Consider the following 15,939-nt stretch of genomic DNA (forward strand, 5'->3'; position numbering starts at 1 on the left):
AGTTTCGTCTATCGGACAAAACCCCTTGATGCCATCGCGTTTTTATACGCCGACGGTGCAACGCCCAGGGAGCGGCGGAACATCTCGCTGAAACTGCTTAGCGTATAGCCCAACCGCGTCGCTATCGTCCCCACCGAGTCGCCTTCCAGGAGTGCGGCGACTGCGTGGGCCAGTTGCACTTGGCGTCGCCATTCGGTGAACGTCAGGCCAAGCTCGGCATGGAACAACCGGGCCAGAGTGCGGGTGCTGGCCCCCACCGACTCGGCGTGCTGCTCAAAGGACATGGCCAGTCCGGGGACCTCGAGCACCGTCTCGCACAAGTTGCGCAAGCGTCGATCCCCGCCGGCAGGCATGGGCACCTTGAGCACCGCCGAGCGCAGTTGGCGAAGTTCCAGCACCAGCAGGTTATCCAAGGCATCACGCAACGCAGGATCAGGGCGATTACCCAGCGCCACTCGACGGATGATCAGCTCGCGCAGCAGCTTGCTGACCTCGAGCACTTGCAGCTCAAGCCCCACGCTCATGGCCAGTTCGACGCGCAAATAGAGATTGCGCATCTCCAAGGGCGAAACCACGCGGATCCCGTGTGTGACCCGCGGCGGCAGCCACACCGCGCGCTGCGGCGGGACCAGCAGCGCAGCACCGGGTGTATCGACCCACATGAGGCCACTTTGGGCATAGAGAAGCTGGCCCCATTCATGATGATGAGGCGCGATCAACGTCCCGGGTGGGTAGGTGCGGGAAAGCGGTTGAACAAGATGCGTCGTGTCCGTCAGATCGGGAGGTGAAGCAAGGGCCATGACCGGAACTCAGAACGATAACGGTGCTTTTTAGCACAAGTGCGCGGGGAGGAGGGGCCTGGCGTGGCTGTGCCGCCGCTATCGCGAGCAGGCTCGCTCCCACAGGGATTGGCGCTGGGCATCAATTGTGTGAACACCCGAAGCAGAACTGTGGGAGCGGTGGGTATCCGATCTGCTGACACCCGAACCAAAACTGTGAGAGCCTGCTCGCGATAGCGGTGGGTCAGATCGCACTGAGAGTGGATGCCGCTTCCGCAGCCATGGCCGCCCGGACGCTGGGGCGTGCGGCGATTCGCGCCATGAACGCCGCCAGTGCCGGCCAGTCGCTGATCTGGATATTGAACAACGGCAGCCAGTTCAAGACGGTGAACAAGTAGCCGTCGGCCAGGCCAAAGGTGCCCATCAGGTAATCCTGTTGTTCAAGGGCCTGGCTGAGGTAATCCAGGCGCCTGAACAGTTTTGCCCTGAAGATGGCCTTGGTCGGCTCTGCAATATCGGCGTTGAACAGCGGCGCACATCCGCTGTGGATCTCGGATGTGATGAAGTTCAACCATTCCTGCAGGCGGACCCGCTCCCAGGTGCCGCTGGCCGGCGCAAGTGCATTTGCAGGAACCAGATCGGCCAGGTACTGGACGATGGCGGCACCCTCGGTCAGGACATCACCATTATCCAGCACCAAGGCTGCCACGTAGCCCTTGGGGTTGATGGTCAGGAAGTCGAGCCCATCGGCGGTTCGCTTGGTCTTGTTGTCGACCCGAATCAATTCAAAGGGCAGGCCCAATTCCCGCAGCACGATGTGCGGGGACAATGAGCAGGTCATGGGGGCGAAGTACAGTTTCATGGTTTCCTCAAGCTTGGGGGACGTGCCGCCAGAATCCACGAGGGCTGGAGCATTTTCAAAGGACATCTTCGGTGCTAGCGTATGACAAAATCTCATGAGTAAGTCAGACCTCCATGGCCACCCGAATACCCTCCCTCAATGGCCTGAAAGCATTCGAATCAGCCGCCAGGCACATGAGCTTTACCAAGGCCGCAGAAGAGCTGAACGTCACACAAACCGCCATCAGCCATCAAATCCGCCGGCTCGAAGAGGAACTGGGCGTGCGCTTGTTCCTGCGGCTCAAGGATGGCCTGGCGCTGACAAATGAAGGCCATGACTATTTTCCTGGCGTTCGTGCGGCATTCCATGAGTTGCGCTATTGCACGCAGACGTTGCTGGAGAGCCGCAATAACAGCGTCTTGACGATCAGTACCCTGGTTTCATTTGCCTCCAAATGGTTGTTGCCGCGACTGGCGTCTTTCCAGCAGGCGTATCCCAACATTGATGTGCGCGTTACAGCATCCACCGAACGGGTGGACTTTCGTAAAGGCGGCGTCGATGCGGCCATTCGTTACGGTTCCGGCGACTGGAAGGGGTTGCGGGCTGACTGGCTGATGGCCGACGAAATCTTTCCGGTGTGCAGCCCCAGGCTGCTGCAAGGTCCGGCAGCCTTGGAGAATCCGCACGATCTGGCCCAGCACACTTTGTTGCAGGTCAGCGGGGTGACCCACGATGACTGGAGTGCCTGGTTGAGTGCCGCCGGCCAACCGAAAAAACTGGCCGAAGGCAGCCGGTTGACATTCGACCTTGCCATGATGGCTGTTCAGGCTGCGGTTGACGGCCTGGGGGTCTGCATCGGGCGTTCAACTTATGTCGAGGACGACCTGAAGGCCGGGCGATTGGTTGCCCCCTTCGATCTGCGATTGAAATCTGAACTCGGCTTCTATTTCGTGAGCCCGCATGAAACAGCCGACACCCCAAAAGTGCAGGCCTTTAGAACCTGGTTGATGGATTCGGCGGGGTTTGGCGCCGAAACATGATTACACCGTGCCGTTCAGCCGTCAGTCAGCGAGCCGATATAAGAACGAGGTCCGCTTGCTTTCAGGGTTCATCGAGGGTACGTCATGTTTAATACAACACTAAAAAATGAACTGACGGCTAGGACGGCCGAATTGGCAACATACAAGGGACTCGTCGGCTCCCTGGAGCGCTCGATGGCTGTTATCGAGTTCAGTCCCGATGGCAAGGTCCTGCGGGCGAACGAGAATTTTCTCGCCACGATGGGCTACCGTGCGGATCAATTGGCCAGCCTGTCCCATCGGGACTTCTGCACTCCAGCGCTGGTGGGCAGCGCCGAATACCGTGAATTCTGGAACCAGTTGCGCGCCGGTCAATTCGTTTCCGGCACGTTTCAGCGCCGCAGCGCGCAAGGCCAGAACGTGTGGCTGGAAGCCAGCTATAACCCGGTAGTGGATGAGCAAGGCCGCGTCGTGAAGGTGGTCAAGTACGCACTCGATGTCACCGCCAAGGTCGCCAGCGAGGCAGAAACACGTGCCCGGCTGGCGGCACTTGACCGGGCCATGGCAGTGATCGAGTTCGACCTGGGCGGCAACATCCTGACCGCCAACGAAAACTTCATGAATGTCATGAATTACACGTTGGCGGAGATCAAGGGCAAGCATCACCGGATGTTCTGCGAACCGAGCCTGGTCGGCAGCTCCGAATACAGTGATTTCTGGCGCCGTCTCAACGCCGGCGAGTTTTTCAGCGGGCAATTCAAGCGCCTCGGCAAAAACGGCAAAGTCGTCTGGCTGGAAGCCAGCTACAACCCGGTCTTCGACGCCGAAGGCAAGTTGTGCAAGGTTGTGAAGTTCGCCAGTGACATCAGCGAGCGGGTGGAGAAATTCGAAGAGGATTCGCGCGGCGCTTCCCGTGCGTACCATATCTCCGCCGAGACCGAACGCGTGGCTGAACAGGGCGCTCAGGTGATCCACCAGACCGCCAAGGAGATGCGCGAGATCGCCGACAACATTGGCTCTTCCGCGCGTCTGGTTGGGCAGCTGGGCGCGCGTTCGGAAGAGATCACGGCCATCGTCAACACCATTCGCGGCATTGCCGACCAGACCAACCTGCTGGCCCTCAACGCGGCCATTGAAGCCGCGCGGGCCGGGGACCAGGGGAGGGGCTTCGCGGTGGTGGCCGACGAGGTCCGGCAACTGGCCGGGCGCACCAGTCGCTCCACCTCGGAGATTGCCGAAATGATCGGCATGATCCTCTCAGAAACCCGCGACGCCGTCGCCAGCATGAACGTGACTCATGAAGGCGCATTGCGCGGTGTAACCCTGGCAGACCAGGCCGGCTCGGTCATCGTGCAAATCAGGAACGGAACCACGGATGCGCTCGAGGCGGTGAGCATGTTTGCGTCCAAGCTCGACGAATCCGAGGTGATTCCCAAGACGGCTATCGGCTGGGTGGGTTGAGGTGAGCTGGGTCCTCGCCCTTGCGATCCATGCGCTTGACCAATTCAAGCAATACCGCTCGCAGCTCTGGCGGTCGCACGGGCTTGGCCAGCACCGAGATATTCAGGCTTTGCAGCGATTGGCGTATCCGCGCGATCTCATGCCCGGTGATGACCAGCGCCGGGACTTGCCAGCCGCGCTGCTCGCGTAGCGCGGCAATGCATTCGGCGCCCGAGACTTTCGTACCCAGGTCGAAATCGGCGATGACGATGTCGCAATCGCTGATCAGCCCTTCGCCGTCGCTGTGGGCCTCAACCTCGCATCCCCATTTTTCCAGCAGCGCCGAGGTCGCCATCAGCACGTTGGCGTCGTCTTCGACCAGGCATACCCGCAACCCGTCCAGGCGATTCTGGACGGGCACCACCTTGGGCATCATGAGGCGTGGTGCCGCCGGCTCCAGGCCGCTGATCGCCACCCGGGTGCCTTGTCCGACCTTGGAACGGATGTGTATATCGACGTCGAGCATCTGGCTGATGCGCTTGACGATGGACAGGCCGAGGCCGAGACCCTCGACATCCTTGTCGCGCGCATGGCGAACGCGGTAGAACTCCTTGAACACCTCGGGCAAATGTTCGGTGGCGATGCCGCGCCCCTTGTCGTAGATCACCACGGCCAGGCGCTGGCCCTGGCGCCGCACGCCGATCAGCACAGGTTGGCCGGGTGCGTATTTGAGGGCGTTGGACAGCAGGTTCTGGACCATCGTGGTCAGCAAGCCGGGATTGACGTTGACCCAATAAGGACATGCGCGCAGACGCAGCTCGACGCCGGCCCAACGGGCCGCCTCGGTGTTCTGCTTGACGACGTCCTGCAGCAATTGGCCCAGGTGTACGGTGTCGGCCTTCGGCATCAGTTGACCGTGATCGAGGGTGTAGATATCGAGGATCGAGCGGAATAGCTGCGACACGGTGTGCAGCGAACGGTCGATGTTGTCCACCAGCCGCAATTCTTCCAGCCCCAGCCTGGCGTCACGCAGGCAGGCGGTGAACAGACCGATGGAGTGGATTGGCTGGCGCAGGTCATGACTGGCCTGGGCGAGGAATCGCGATTTCTCCTGATTGGCCGAAATGGCTTCTTCGGAGGCAATGCGTGTGCGCGTGAGCAAAATGTGCGCATAGGCGGGCACCACGATGGTGGTGACGATCAACATCAGGAACATGTAGGGCTGCGTACGCCAGAACGGGGTCAGCCAGAAAACCAGTACCAGGGACGACAGCGCGATAACGGTCGCCAGCGCCAGGTAGCGCGAGCCGAAGCGCATGCCATTGCCCAGCGTGACCCAGAGCAATGCAGCGTAGACCGGTAGCGTGCCTTCTCCACCCACGATCATGGCAAATGCGATGCCGGCATAGTCATGCAGCATCGTGAAAAGGCGCCGCCAGAAGAAGTGTCCTGGCCAGCGCTTGATGATCATGCGCAGGAACACCGAGACGAAGATGAACGTGCTGATGTAGATAATGATGGGCACGTAGCGCGCGGCGTTCTCTGGATAGAGTCCGGCCAGGATGACGATATACACCAGCGCACAGGCGCTGACGGTCAGGCGTAATGTGGCCTGCTCGAGTTCACTGTTCTTTTCCACTGGTTTTGGCACCGCATGACCTCTGATGCCTCCAAGCGTAGCGGCTAGCCTCGGTGAAGGTTGGGAACAGGCTCGATGCTGTCCCCAACGGACGATGCCATTGCGTCAGTAGACCCTGTAGTACTTCACGACGTCATCGACGAAATAGATGGTCAATACCGAACCTTGCGTCTGGCTTTGGCCCGTTTTCGTGCCGGTCACGCTGCTGACGTCATTGGCCACGGTTTGCGCCTTGGACAGTTGTGCCGCGGTTTCGTACATCTTCAGGCTCGTTTCGGTCGATACGTACTTATGGGCCAGTTTCATGTACTTATCCAGGCCCTCATCAGTCTTTTCATAAGTCCAGTTCGACTCGTTGCTGGAGCTCGTCGAATTGAGTTCTTCATTCGTCGGCGCGCCGAACATTTGAGTGATCTGGCCTTTTGTCGTCTTGCCTGGAATGATCGTTTGCTTGAGGTAAGAGACGTCGTATTTTTTGGTGCCCTGATTCAAGGTGCTCATCAAGTTACCCAAGTCGCCGGTGTTTGCACAACCGTTCAGTACCCCCGCCAGCACGCACAGCGCTAATCCATTTCTAAGCGTTTTTCCATATTTGAAGGACATGATGACTTCCCTTGAGTTAGTGTCAGGACCATTCCATTTCAACCGTGCAGACGGTGAAGTTGACCCAGCATTGCGCCGCCTATCGATTATTAAATTCATAGGCTTCGCATGTCATAACGTTTCAATAGGCACAGTGATACTGCACGGCGCACGGCATGTTGGCTTTCTTTATGTTTGGCTGTTTGAACAGCCTTTTTATGGAGCGTCCACAGCTTAGGGGGAGAGTGCTGGGCGAAGCTATAGTACAAGTGTGCTATGGCTTCGCAAGCGGGCCGGGAGGGTAATACTCAATTAATATTCGTGGCTGTTGTGCATTTAACTGTCTTGTTTTCCCGGCCATCCACCATTGCCTGGGAAGTTGGAAAACTGCGCCGCAGCCGCGGCGCGAGTGGGCACACCCAGGGATTTGAGCAGGCTTGAGACATGGATGCGCACCGTGAACGGGGAAATGCCCAGGTCCCTGGCTATCTCCTTGTTGGTCTTGCCGGCGGCGATCAAGCCAAGCACTTGCCGTTGGCGCGCGGTCAGTTGGGAAAGTGCATCGTCCAGGATCGCGTTTTCGGCTTGATACTTCACCACCACTTCGCCTTCGCGTATTGCCATGATGGCCTCGGCAATACCGGCGGGGTCGATATTCTTGCCGATGAAGCCGTCGGCACCCAGCGCCATCACCTGGGAAATAACATCGACATCATCCATCATTGAAACCACGATGATCGAGGTGCGTTTGAACTCACTGCGCAACTGGCCGATCACTTGCAGCGATTTGATCCCGGGAAAGCGCAAGTCGAGTATCAGCGAGTCCACTTCCATCCCTGAACGTGCCAGCGCCAATACTTCATCCAGGTTGCCAGCTTGTTCTATGGTGGCCTTCGGCAGAAGCCGTTCGATGGTTCTCAACATACCTTCACGAAACAAGGGATGGTCATCTGCCACAATAACTCTGCACGTCATGCTTCAGATCCTTCTGATCTTCCAGTTCACGAATCGTAACCTAAACTGCCCCCTTGGGTTTCAAGTTTGAAACAACCTTTCATGTTGGAATAATCCAGTGACTATGACGGAAAAGAATAGCGAGCTTGATCAGGCTACCTTGAGATTGACGGTCGGGGCCTGCGCTTCACTCTACGTCATTGTGGTGGCCTGTCTGGCCAGTGACTTCGATACCTATGTACCGATCCTGTGGTACATGGCCTTTTTCTTCGGCGTCGCGGTCCCGCTGCGCATGGCGATCAAGCGCTGGCCCGGGCACTTCTTCCTGCGTCGTCTTTTTGCCATGACCCTCGACTATGCAAGCCTCGCCTTCGCCTTGATCGTGGGTGGAGAAGGCACGCTACCGGTCTACGCTGCATTGCTCTGGGTCACGCTGGGCAATGGCATGCGCTTCGGCTCGCGCTACCTGGCGCTGGCAACCGTTATCGCGCTGTCGACCCTGGTGGTGATTTTCCTGCTCACGCCGTTCTGGCGTGGCCAGCCCTACCTGTTCCTGATGCTGATCGTCACCACCATCGTGGTACCTGCCTACGCGCATATCCTGCTGACCCGAACCCGCATCGCTTCGGAGGAGGCGATTGCCGCGAACCAGGAGAAATCCCGCTTCCTGGCCCAGGCCAGCCATGACCTGCGCCAACCGATCCACTCGATCGGCTTGTTCACCGCCTGCCTGCGCGATGCCCGGTTGGGCCAGGAAGAGTTGCGACTGGTGGACAACATCGACCGCTCGTTGCACATCGTCTCGCAGCTGTTTCGTTCCATCCTCGATATCTACACCCTCGATAACGGGCAGCTTGAGCCGCAGGCCGAGCCCGTACACTTGGGCGCGTTGCTGCAGGACGTGGTCAAGCAGAACACCGAAGCGGCGCGCTGGGCCGGTGTCGAGTTGCGCCTGCGGCCTTGCCGGCATTGGGTCAATGTCAACGCCGGCCTGTTGGCGACCATGGTGCAGAACCTGGTCTCCAACACACTCAAATATGCCTCCGGCCAACCGGTGTTGATCGGCGTGCGGCCGAAAGGCAGCGGCCTGGCCATCGTCATCTACGACAAGGGCCGGGGCATTGCCGCCGAACACCTGCCCGAGGTGTTCAAGGAGTTCTATCGGGTGCGCCACGTCCGTGACAAAGACGTCGAGGGGTTGGGCCTGGGGTTGTCCATCGTCAAGCGAATCAGCCACCTGATCAATCTGGACATCCAACTGGACTCCCGGCTCGGCAGAGGTACCCGCGCGATGATCCAGGGGCTGGAAACGGTCGCGCCAAGGGCGATGGTGGACAGGCCGGTGTCCACCCATAGCCGTTTGCAAGGGCTGCGAGTGTGCCTGGTGGAGGATGACGCCAACGTGCTGATGGCGACCTCCGCGCTATTGGAGAAGTGGGGGTGCGAAGTGCAAACCCACAGCGACGGGGTGGGCGTGACCAGCGACTGCGACATCATCATTGCCGACTTCGACCTGGGCACGAAGGTCTCCGGTTCCGAATGCATCGCCGCGATTCGCGAACAACGGGGTTGGGAAGTCCCCGCCATGATCATGACCGGCCATGAAATCGAAAGAATTCGCCATGCGCTGCACCACATGAACATTTCGATCCTGGCCAAGCCCGTGCGGCCTCCGGAGTTGCGGGCGACCTTGCTCGAGCTGACCAAGAACTTTGCCAGCGTCAGGACCTGACATCTGTTCGGGCCATTCCTCGTTCTTCCACCATTCCATTTCATGAAACGGTGGATTGCAGTTTGTGCGTATTCCTGCGCCGCCGCTTTGGGCAGAAGATGACCCCAGCCACTTGCACAACCGTGCAAACGATGGCGGAGAATCCCAAACCGAAGCGCACTGGCGCAGGCGTTCATGCTGCGAGCGCGAGGAGTAGCTGATGGACGAAGCCTTGCAAGCAAAAACCTCGCCCTGGCACGAAGGAGAGCTGGCCTTGCAGCGCTCCGTCGGGGCAGTCGACATGATGGCCAGTGTCGGTCAACGGCAATTGGCGCGCACGTGGATGCCGGACCAGCACCGGGAGTTCTATGCCCAGTTGCCTTTCGTGGTGCTGGGGGCGGTGAATCGGCAAGGCGACGTCTGGGCGACCCTGCGCGCTGGGCAACCGGGCTTCATGAACTCGCCCGATCCGCAGACCCTGCACATCAACCTTGCGCCTGAGCCGAACGACCCGGCCCAGGAGGGCATGGGCGAGGGCGATGCCATCGGGATGCTGGGCATCGAGTTGCACACCCGCCGGCGCAACCGCATGAACGGTGTCGTACGTCGTCAGCTTGCCCCGGGGCTCGAGATTTCAGTGAGCCAGGCGTATGGCAACTGCCCTCGCTACATCAACCTGCGCCAGTATCACTTTGTCGACGCGCAGGCCGTGGCGCCGCGTCAACTGACCGTGTCAGACCCGCTGGTGCGGCGCCTGGTGACGGCGGCCGACTCGTTCTATATCGCCACCTATGTGGTGCGCGATGGCGAGCGGCAGGTCGATGCGTCTCACCGTGGCGGCAAGCCGGGGTTTGTGCGCATGGATGAAGACGGATCGCTGACCATTCCGGACTTTTCCGGCAACCTGTTCTTCAACACGCTGGGCAACATCCTGCTCAACCCACGGGCCGGGCTGGTGTTCGTCGATTTCCAGACGGGCGATCTGCTGCAAATGAGTGGCTCGGCGCAAGTGCTGCTGGACGATCCCGAGATCAGCGCGTTCCAAGGCGCCGAGCGGCTGTTGCGCTTTATCCCGCAACGCATCGTTTATCGCCCAGCCGCCATTGCGCTGCGCTGGACGGACCAGGACGAAGGCGACTCGCCCAATTCATTGATGACCGGCAGTTGGGAGCAGGCCGCCGAGCGCTTGCAGGCCGAGGCGCTGCGTAGCCGCTGGCGTGCGTTGCGGGTCGCGCGGGTGGTGGATGAGAGCCACAACATTCGCTCGTTCTACTTGCAGGCGAGCGATGGCTTGGGTTTGCCCCGGTTTGAAGCCGGGCAACATTTGCCGGTGCGGATCCTGCTGGAAGGGCAGAACGCACCATCGATCCGGACCTACAGCGTATCCAGTGCGCCGTCGGATGATTTCTTGCGCATCAGCGTCAAGCGCGATGGCTCGGTGTCGTCCCATCTGCATGATCAAGTGCAAGCGCTGCACGAGATCGAGGCGCGGGCGCCTCAGGGCCATTTCACCGTCCAGGCCACCGAGCGACGCCCATTGGTCTTGTTGGCCGCAGGGGTGGGCATTACGCCGCTGTTGTCGATGCTGCGCGAGGTGGTTTACCAGGGGCAACGTATCAGCCGCATGCGCCCGGTCTGGCTGGTGCAAAGCGCTCGCTCGGTGGCCGATCTGGCGTTCCGTGACGAAATCGACGAACTGGCCGCCCGTGCTGGCGACAAGCTCAAGGTTGTGCGCATGGTCAGCCAACCGCCCACCGAGAGAGAGGACGCCGAAGGCTATGACCTGGCGGGCCGGATCGATGTGGAGCTGCTCAAGAAACTGCTGCCGCTCAACGACTACGACTTCTATTTGTGCGGGCCGGGCAGCTTTACCCAGGCGCTGTACGACGGGCTGCGCAAGCTGCGCATCCCTGACGATCGCATCCACGCGGAAACCTTCGGCCCCTCCACACTTGTGCGGGATCTCGAAGTCAGCATGCCAGCGCCCCAGCAAGTGCCGGTTGCGAGTGAAGCGGTGAAGGTCTTGTTCGCCAGCTCTGGCAAGGAGGCACGTTGGGAGCCCGGCAGTGGGACGCTGCTGGAACTGGCCGAAGCGCGCGGCCTGAACCCGGAATTCAGTTGCCGCGGCGGTTCCTGTGGAACCTGCAAAACCCGCTTGAGCCGCGGTCAGGTGCACTACCTGAGCCTGCCGGCCGAACCGGTTGGTGAAGGTGAGGTGCTGATCTGTTGCGCCGTACCGGCCCAGGGGAGCGAGCCGTTGGTGCTTGAGGTTTAGGCGGCCTGGCTGTTTCACCAGGTGAAAGGGTGGCTTGTAAAAGCGGGTTATTCCGCTGTCCGGGACAGGAGCAGAGGATAGCGCCATCGACGCGATCACCGCTTCGGGCCAAAAAAACATGGAGTACGTCATGTCTGAGAAAGCGCTCGAACTTTATCTCCACCCGCTGTCGGGGCACGCCCATCGTGTCGAGCTGATGCTCTCGCTGTTGGCCTGCCAACGCTCGGACTACATCGTCGAGCGCCTGCGCGAGCACCCGGCCCTGCGAGCGGATGTTTCTTGAATATCAGCTCGCGCTTGGGCCCAGCATCCCGCGGCGCACGCGTCCTGGCGCCTCGCCGTAGAGCTCCTTGAATTTCTTGCTGAACGCGGCCTGGGATTGGTAGCCAACCTGTACGGCAATATCGCTCAGCCCCAAGTGTGAGTGGCTGAGCAGGCTGAAGGCCAACTCCATGCGTACTTGCGTCAACAACACCCACGGCGAGACGCCGGCCACCTTGACGAATGCGCGCATGAAGTTGGCCCGGGACATGCTCGCGATGTCCGCCAGGCCTTGGATGGTCCACTCGTGCGCAGGGTCCGCCAGCATCGCCTGCCAGGCCCGGCCCAGGCGTTTATCGCCGAGCAGGGCCAGCGAGCCGCTGTCCTGACCCTGGCTGGCCAGGTGTGCACGCAGGATCAGGGTGAACAGCGCCTGGGACAGGGCATCGAGCAAGAAGCGCGCGCCGACCTTGTCCCCATCCGCTTCTGCGCGCATGACCGCCACCAGCGCCGGTAACGGTCCATTGGCCGGTAATGCGCCGCTGGGAATCACCAGGTATTCGGGCAAGGCACCGAACAGCAACGAAGCCCGGTTGAAATGAAAGCCCCCGCAAAGCATGTCCAGCTCCGCGCTGGCGCCGCCAATGCGATGAATCGGCAAGGTGCCCCCGGTCACAACTCGGGGGGAGGTCGGCGTCACTGTTTTGCCAGGGCTGTGCATGAGGTGGGGCGCGCCTCGCGGCAACAGCAGGATGTCACCGGCGCGCATGGGCAAGCGCTGCCCATCGGCAAGCTCGACACGGCATTCACCGGCCAGCACGATGTGATAGGGCGCTATGCCCAGGGCTTGCTGCCCGTGATCCAGGGCCCAGTCACCCTGGAACTGACAGCGCAGGTCCAGGCTGCCGCGCACGTTGGCCAGGCTGATGAGTTTATCGATCGCATTCATTTGAGCGTTTCGCCAAAAAAACTGAGCGCATTGAGCAAACCCGAGTGGCGCCAGGGTGAAAAACTGAGGGCGTCAAAACAGTACACCCAACCCACTCAGGAGTTAATGCCATGTTCAATAACTGGTCCGAAATGTTGCCCACCATTCAGAAAGCTTTCGGCGCGCTGGGCCGCAGCAACCCGAAAATGGTCAAGGCCTATATGGCGTTAGGAGAAGCCGCCAGCGAAAACAATGTACTCGATGCCAAGACCCGCGAGCTGATCTCGATCGCCATCGCCGTCACCACCCGCTGCGACGGTTGCATCGCCGCCCACACGGACGCGGCGATCAAGTCCGGCGCGAGTCGCGAGGAGGTCGCAGCGGCCTTGGCAACCGCGATTTCGTTGAATGCGGGGGCGGCCTATATCTACTCGCTGCGCTCGCTTGAGGCGTATGACATGCTGAAAGCGCCGGTGTGATTTGTATGTGTGTATATCCGTTGCTGCGGCAACGGATATACACACAACACCCCCTCAAATTGCTGGCGAAGGCTGGCGTCTTTGTGATGCGGATGCTGAAGCAAACGCCGATCAGATAACGCAGAACCCATGGCGAGGAGAGCTCCTCCATTTCAATGTAGAGAACTAACCCATCGAGCCATTGCTCCTAATACAAATACCAGGATCAACGTGCGGGTCGCGCCAATGGAAAATGTCAGTGTCTACACAATCGGTCATTCAACCAGGACCATTGAGCAGTTTGTGCAGACATTGAAAAGCTTCAACGTCGAGATGATCGTCGACGTCAGGACCGTTCCCAGATCGCGGACAAATCCTCAGTACAACCTCGATACGCTCCCGGAACAGTTGGCGCCCTTCGGTATCGAGCATGAGCAGATTCGGGAACTGGGCGGACTGCGGAAAAAATCCAGGATCATTCCCGATGACCTCAATGGATTCTGGGAAAATCGCAGCTTTCACAATTACGCGGATTACGCGTTGTCGGACGAGTTCGAGAAGGGGCTTGAACGGCTCATGACGCTCAGCCGGACCCGACGATGCGCCATCATGTGTGCCGAAGCAGTCTGGTGGCGTTGCCATCGGCGGATCATCGCGGACTACTTATTGCTCCGTGACAGGGAGGTCTTCCATATCATGGACAAAGACAAGGCCAACAAAGCCGTATTGAATCCTGCCGCGAAGGTGCAAGGGTTGAAGCTGACATACCCTGCAATCCAGGCTTGAGCAAGCGCCGGATAAACGATCACCTCAGCGGCAGAAAAAGCTCGGTAATGGTTTCGTTCTCTGCAACGTCCGGAAAGAACGTCATGCGCTGGCAATAGAGCGGGAAATTTCCCGGTTCCTCACCACTGGCCGGCAGCCACTCCCTGTACAGGTACGACGCGGCGGGTTCGAGATTATCGGCTCCCCCCTCGACCCGCAGGACTGCACAGCGACCGGCCGGAATGCAGCCTTCCTTGATCGCTTGCCCGTTCGGCACGATCGGCTGGTCCGTTCCTGCGCATAAATCCAGGCGATAGTCTTCCGGGGGCGTCGTGTGCGGGTCAGCGTGGAATACGTTGAAGGTCGGACTGATCGGCGGGATCAGGCCGACACTGCGCCGCCAGGCAATGAAACGTTGGATCGTCGTACCGAGCGTCGAGGGATCGCCTCGGTGTTCCATGATCGCGACGGTTGTCACCGCAACCCTGCGGATCTGTACGTCGCTGGGCTGATAGAGGGTGGGCATGAGACTGTTCCTCGCTGTGCGCAATGGCTTGAACGTCGTACTCCAGCGCTCCCAGTCGGGAGCCTTGCGGAAACTCGATGGTTGTTGTCCCACGCGTTGTCGAAATACACGGGCAAAGGCGTCAGGTGCGGTGTAACCAGCGTCCATGGCGATATCCGTGATCGTTTCACGTTCGCGAAATGCCAGCTTGTAGGAGGCGCGTTTCATGCGGGCGAGTTGGACATAGCGATTCAAGGGCAAATTGAACGTCGCCATGAACTGCCGGTGAAAATGGTATTTCGAAAAAGCCGCAACGCCACTCAACGTATCCAGGTCCATGCTGTCATCAAGATGCAGGTCAATGTAATCGAGCACCTTCTGCATCCGGGACTGGTAGCGCTTGTGTGTGTCGGTCATGGTTTTCTCCCGTTGAGGACACCAGCATGAGGCCGACAAGCAAAATGCGCTCGACCGATCTTGCTGTCTTGAGCGCCCAGCCTGGTGACAGGCCATGCATTAGGTCTTGGCCGGCGCGTCGATCAGCCGGCAAGTCCCCAGGAAATAAAACACACCACCGGCAACAATGAACAGGGCGAGCATGTAGAAGATGTAGTGAGGCGGCTGCGTTGCCAATACGACGCCACACAGCACCGGTCCGGAGGCGGCGCCGAGGTTGCCGAGATTCTGCGCGGCGTAGTACATGCCGCGCAGATGGTCGGGGGCGATGTTGTCGATGAACATGTATTCAGCGGGGAAGACGATGATCTCACCCACCGTGAACACCGCCATGGCGATCACCCACACCAGGAGGGTGTCGGCCAGGGCGAAACCGGCCAAGCCGAGGATGAACAGGCTCAGCCCCGCCGCCAGCCACAGGTTCAGATGACGGTGGGAAATCTTTCGGCCGATGGCGTATTGCAGGCTGATCACCATCAGCGCGTTGGTCGTCACAAGGGCGCTGATGATGCGGTAGGTGAACTGCGCTGTAGTCGTGACCACCAGGTACTGTGAGAGATAGGCCGTGAACTGGCCGAAGACCACCGCGCTGAGCAGGCCGCCGAGGGTGAAGCACACCAGGCGGTAATCGCGCAGCAGAAGTTTGCCTACGGCCAGGAAAGGTGCGGGTTTACCGCTTTCGCGAGCAAGCTCGCTCCCACAGTGGCTCGCATCGACGACCGCCAGGCCCCTGTCGCCCCAGCGGAAATAGACCAGGCAGAATCCGGCACCCAGCATGCCGGACAACAGGAATGGAAGGCTGATATCCAGCTCGGCTATCCCCGCACCGAGAAATGGCCCAACGGCATAGCCGATGTTGGTCAGCGTGTATTTGATCGAGAACGCTTCGCTGCGCTCGGCGACTGGCAGCAAGCTGCCAAATCCGGCCTTGACCGCGATATCGATGACGGCATAAGCCAGGTTGATCAGCACCAGGCAGCTGTAGAACAACCAGAGATCGCGAGCCAGGAACGTTCCGAGAAAACCCGCCGTGAACAGTCCGCTGAACCCCAGGATGAGCCGGTGGCTGGGCACGTTGTCCACCAGGAAGCCGCCGTAGAGGCTCAACAAGGAGCCGATGATCAATGTGCTGCCGATCACCAGGCCGATATCGGCAACGTTCAGTCCAAAGCTGTCCGACAGGTAGATGACCAGGTAGGGCAGTGTGATTGCCCGGGCCAGCGTCAGGATGAGTGACGCTGAAAGCAGCAAATTGACTGACGTGGGATAGCGTTTAAGGGTAGCGAGCATCCTTGCCTCATACGACCGCAGATGTTTATGGGAGGG

The 15,939-nt window shown here is 59.8% G+C and carries 14 protein-coding genes and 2 pseudogenes; 8 read left to right on the forward strand and 8 right to left on the reverse strand.

Annotation, left to right across the window (positions count from 1 at the left end; all coding sequences use genetic code 11):
• Positions 1-8: 8 nt before the first annotated feature.
• Together GFU70_RS11830 and gstA are read right to left on the reverse strand one after the other, a co-directional pair.
• Positions 9-800: an AraC family transcriptional regulator gene (locus GFU70_RS11830; RefSeq protein WP_058545402.1), complete on the reverse strand. Its 792-nt coding sequence runs from the start codon at positions 798-800 to the stop codon at positions 9-11.
• Positions 801-1,023: 223 nt separating this feature from the next.
• Positions 1,024-1,641: a glutathione transferase GstA gene (gstA, locus tag GFU70_RS11835; protein WP_153388089.1), complete on the reverse strand. Its 618-nt coding sequence runs from the start codon at positions 1,639-1,641 to the stop codon at positions 1,024-1,026.
• 113 nt (positions 1,642-1,754) lie between these two features.
• On the opposite strand from gstA, the gene GFU70_RS11840 reads away from it, so the two are divergent.
• The 3 genes and pseudogenes from GFU70_RS11840 to GFU70_RS29100 form a co-directional block, all read left to right on the forward strand.
• The gene (locus GFU70_RS11840; RefSeq protein WP_153388090.1) at positions 1,755-2,660 is read left to right on the forward strand and encodes a transcriptional regulator GcvA; all 906 of its coding nucleotides are present in this window, start codon (positions 1,755-1,757) and stop codon (positions 2,658-2,660) included.
• Positions 2,661-2,834: 174 nt separating this feature from the next.
• Positions 2,835-3,512: pseudogene (locus GFU70_RS29095) on the forward strand (PAS domain-containing protein); the annotation flags it as partial.
• A 114-nt stretch (positions 3,513-3,626) separates the two neighbouring features.
• Positions 3,627-4,100: pseudogene (locus tag GFU70_RS29100) on the forward strand (methyl-accepting chemotaxis protein); the annotation flags it as partial.
• On the opposite strand, the gene GFU70_RS11850 reads toward GFU70_RS29100, so the two are convergent.
• From GFU70_RS11850 to GFU70_RS11860, 3 genes are all read right to left on the reverse strand, one after another.
• A complete protein-coding gene (locus GFU70_RS11850; protein ID WP_153388091.1) occupies positions 4,081-5,718 on the reverse strand; it encodes a hybrid sensor histidine kinase/response regulator in 1,638 nt (545 codons plus the stop codon). The pseudogene GFU70_RS29100 and the gene GFU70_RS11850 overlap by 20 nt on opposite strands.
• A 105-nt stretch (positions 5,719-5,823) precedes the next feature.
• The gene (locus GFU70_RS11855) at positions 5,824-6,321 is read right to left on the reverse strand and encodes a hypothetical protein (RefSeq protein ID WP_081264405.1); all 498 of its coding nucleotides are present in this window, start codon (positions 6,319-6,321) and stop codon (positions 5,824-5,826) included.
• Between the two features lie 315 nt (positions 6,322-6,636).
• Entirely contained in the window at positions 6,637-7,275 is a 639-nt protein-coding gene (locus tag GFU70_RS11860; RefSeq protein ID WP_058545397.1) for a response regulator, read from the reverse strand.
• Between the two features lie 103 nt (positions 7,276-7,378).
• Between GFU70_RS11860 and GFU70_RS11865 the strand changes: the two genes are divergently transcribed.
• The 3 genes from GFU70_RS11865 to GFU70_RS28725 all read left to right on the forward strand — a co-directional run bounded on the left by GFU70_RS11865 (position 7,379) and on the right by GFU70_RS28725 (position 11,523).
• A complete protein-coding gene (locus tag GFU70_RS11865; protein ID WP_058545396.1) occupies positions 7,379-8,986 on the forward strand; it encodes a hybrid sensor histidine kinase/response regulator in 1,608 nt (535 codons plus the stop codon).
• Between the two features lie 199 nt (positions 8,987-9,185).
• Positions 9,186-11,240, forward strand: coding sequence for a pyridoxamine 5'-phosphate oxidase family protein (locus GFU70_RS11870; protein WP_058545395.1), 2,055 nt, complete (start codon positions 9,186-9,188; stop codon positions 11,238-11,240).
• 130 nt (positions 11,241-11,370) lie between these two features.
• The gene (locus GFU70_RS28725) at positions 11,371-11,523 is read left to right on the forward strand and encodes a hypothetical protein (protein WP_226921116.1); all 153 of its coding nucleotides are present in this window, start codon (positions 11,371-11,373) and stop codon (positions 11,521-11,523) included.
• A gap of 3 nt (positions 11,524-11,526) precedes the next feature.
• Here the strand turns inward: GFU70_RS28725 and GFU70_RS11880 are convergent, their stop codons facing one another.
• Positions 11,527-12,450, reverse strand: a complete 924-nt coding sequence (locus tag GFU70_RS11880) for an AraC family transcriptional regulator (protein ID WP_058545394.1) — start codon at positions 12,448-12,450, stop codon at positions 11,527-11,529.
• Positions 12,451-12,560: 110 nt separating this feature from the next.
• Between GFU70_RS11880 and GFU70_RS11885 the strand changes: the two genes are divergently transcribed.
• On the forward strand, positions 12,561-12,908 hold the full coding sequence (locus tag GFU70_RS11885) for a carboxymuconolactone decarboxylase family protein (RefSeq protein WP_116642422.1): 348 nt from the start codon (positions 12,561-12,563) through the stop codon (positions 12,906-12,908).
• A 225-nt stretch (positions 12,909-13,133) separates the two neighbouring features.
• The gene (locus GFU70_RS11890; protein ID WP_153388092.1) at positions 13,134-13,673 is read left to right on the forward strand and encodes a DUF488 family protein; all 540 of its coding nucleotides are present in this window, start codon (positions 13,134-13,136) and stop codon (positions 13,671-13,673) included.
• A 19-nt stretch (positions 13,674-13,692) separates the two neighbouring features.
• Here the strand turns inward: GFU70_RS11890 and GFU70_RS11895 are convergent, their stop codons facing one another.
• The gene (locus tag GFU70_RS11895; RefSeq protein WP_153388093.1) at positions 13,693-14,574 is read right to left on the reverse strand and encodes an AraC family transcriptional regulator; all 882 of its coding nucleotides are present in this window, start codon (positions 14,572-14,574) and stop codon (positions 13,693-13,695) included.
• 99 nt (positions 14,575-14,673) lie between these two features.
• Complete coding sequence (locus tag GFU70_RS11900) at positions 14,674-15,903, reverse strand: MFS transporter (RefSeq protein WP_058545390.1); 1,230 nt, start codon at positions 15,901-15,903, stop codon at positions 14,674-14,676.
• Between the last annotated feature and the right edge of the window lie 36 nt (positions 15,904-15,939).

This window comes from Pseudomonas brassicacearum, assembly GCF_009601685.2.
GTDB classification, from domain to species: Bacteria; Pseudomonadota; Gammaproteobacteria; order Pseudomonadales; family Pseudomonadaceae; genus Aquipseudomonas; species Aquipseudomonas kilonensis_B.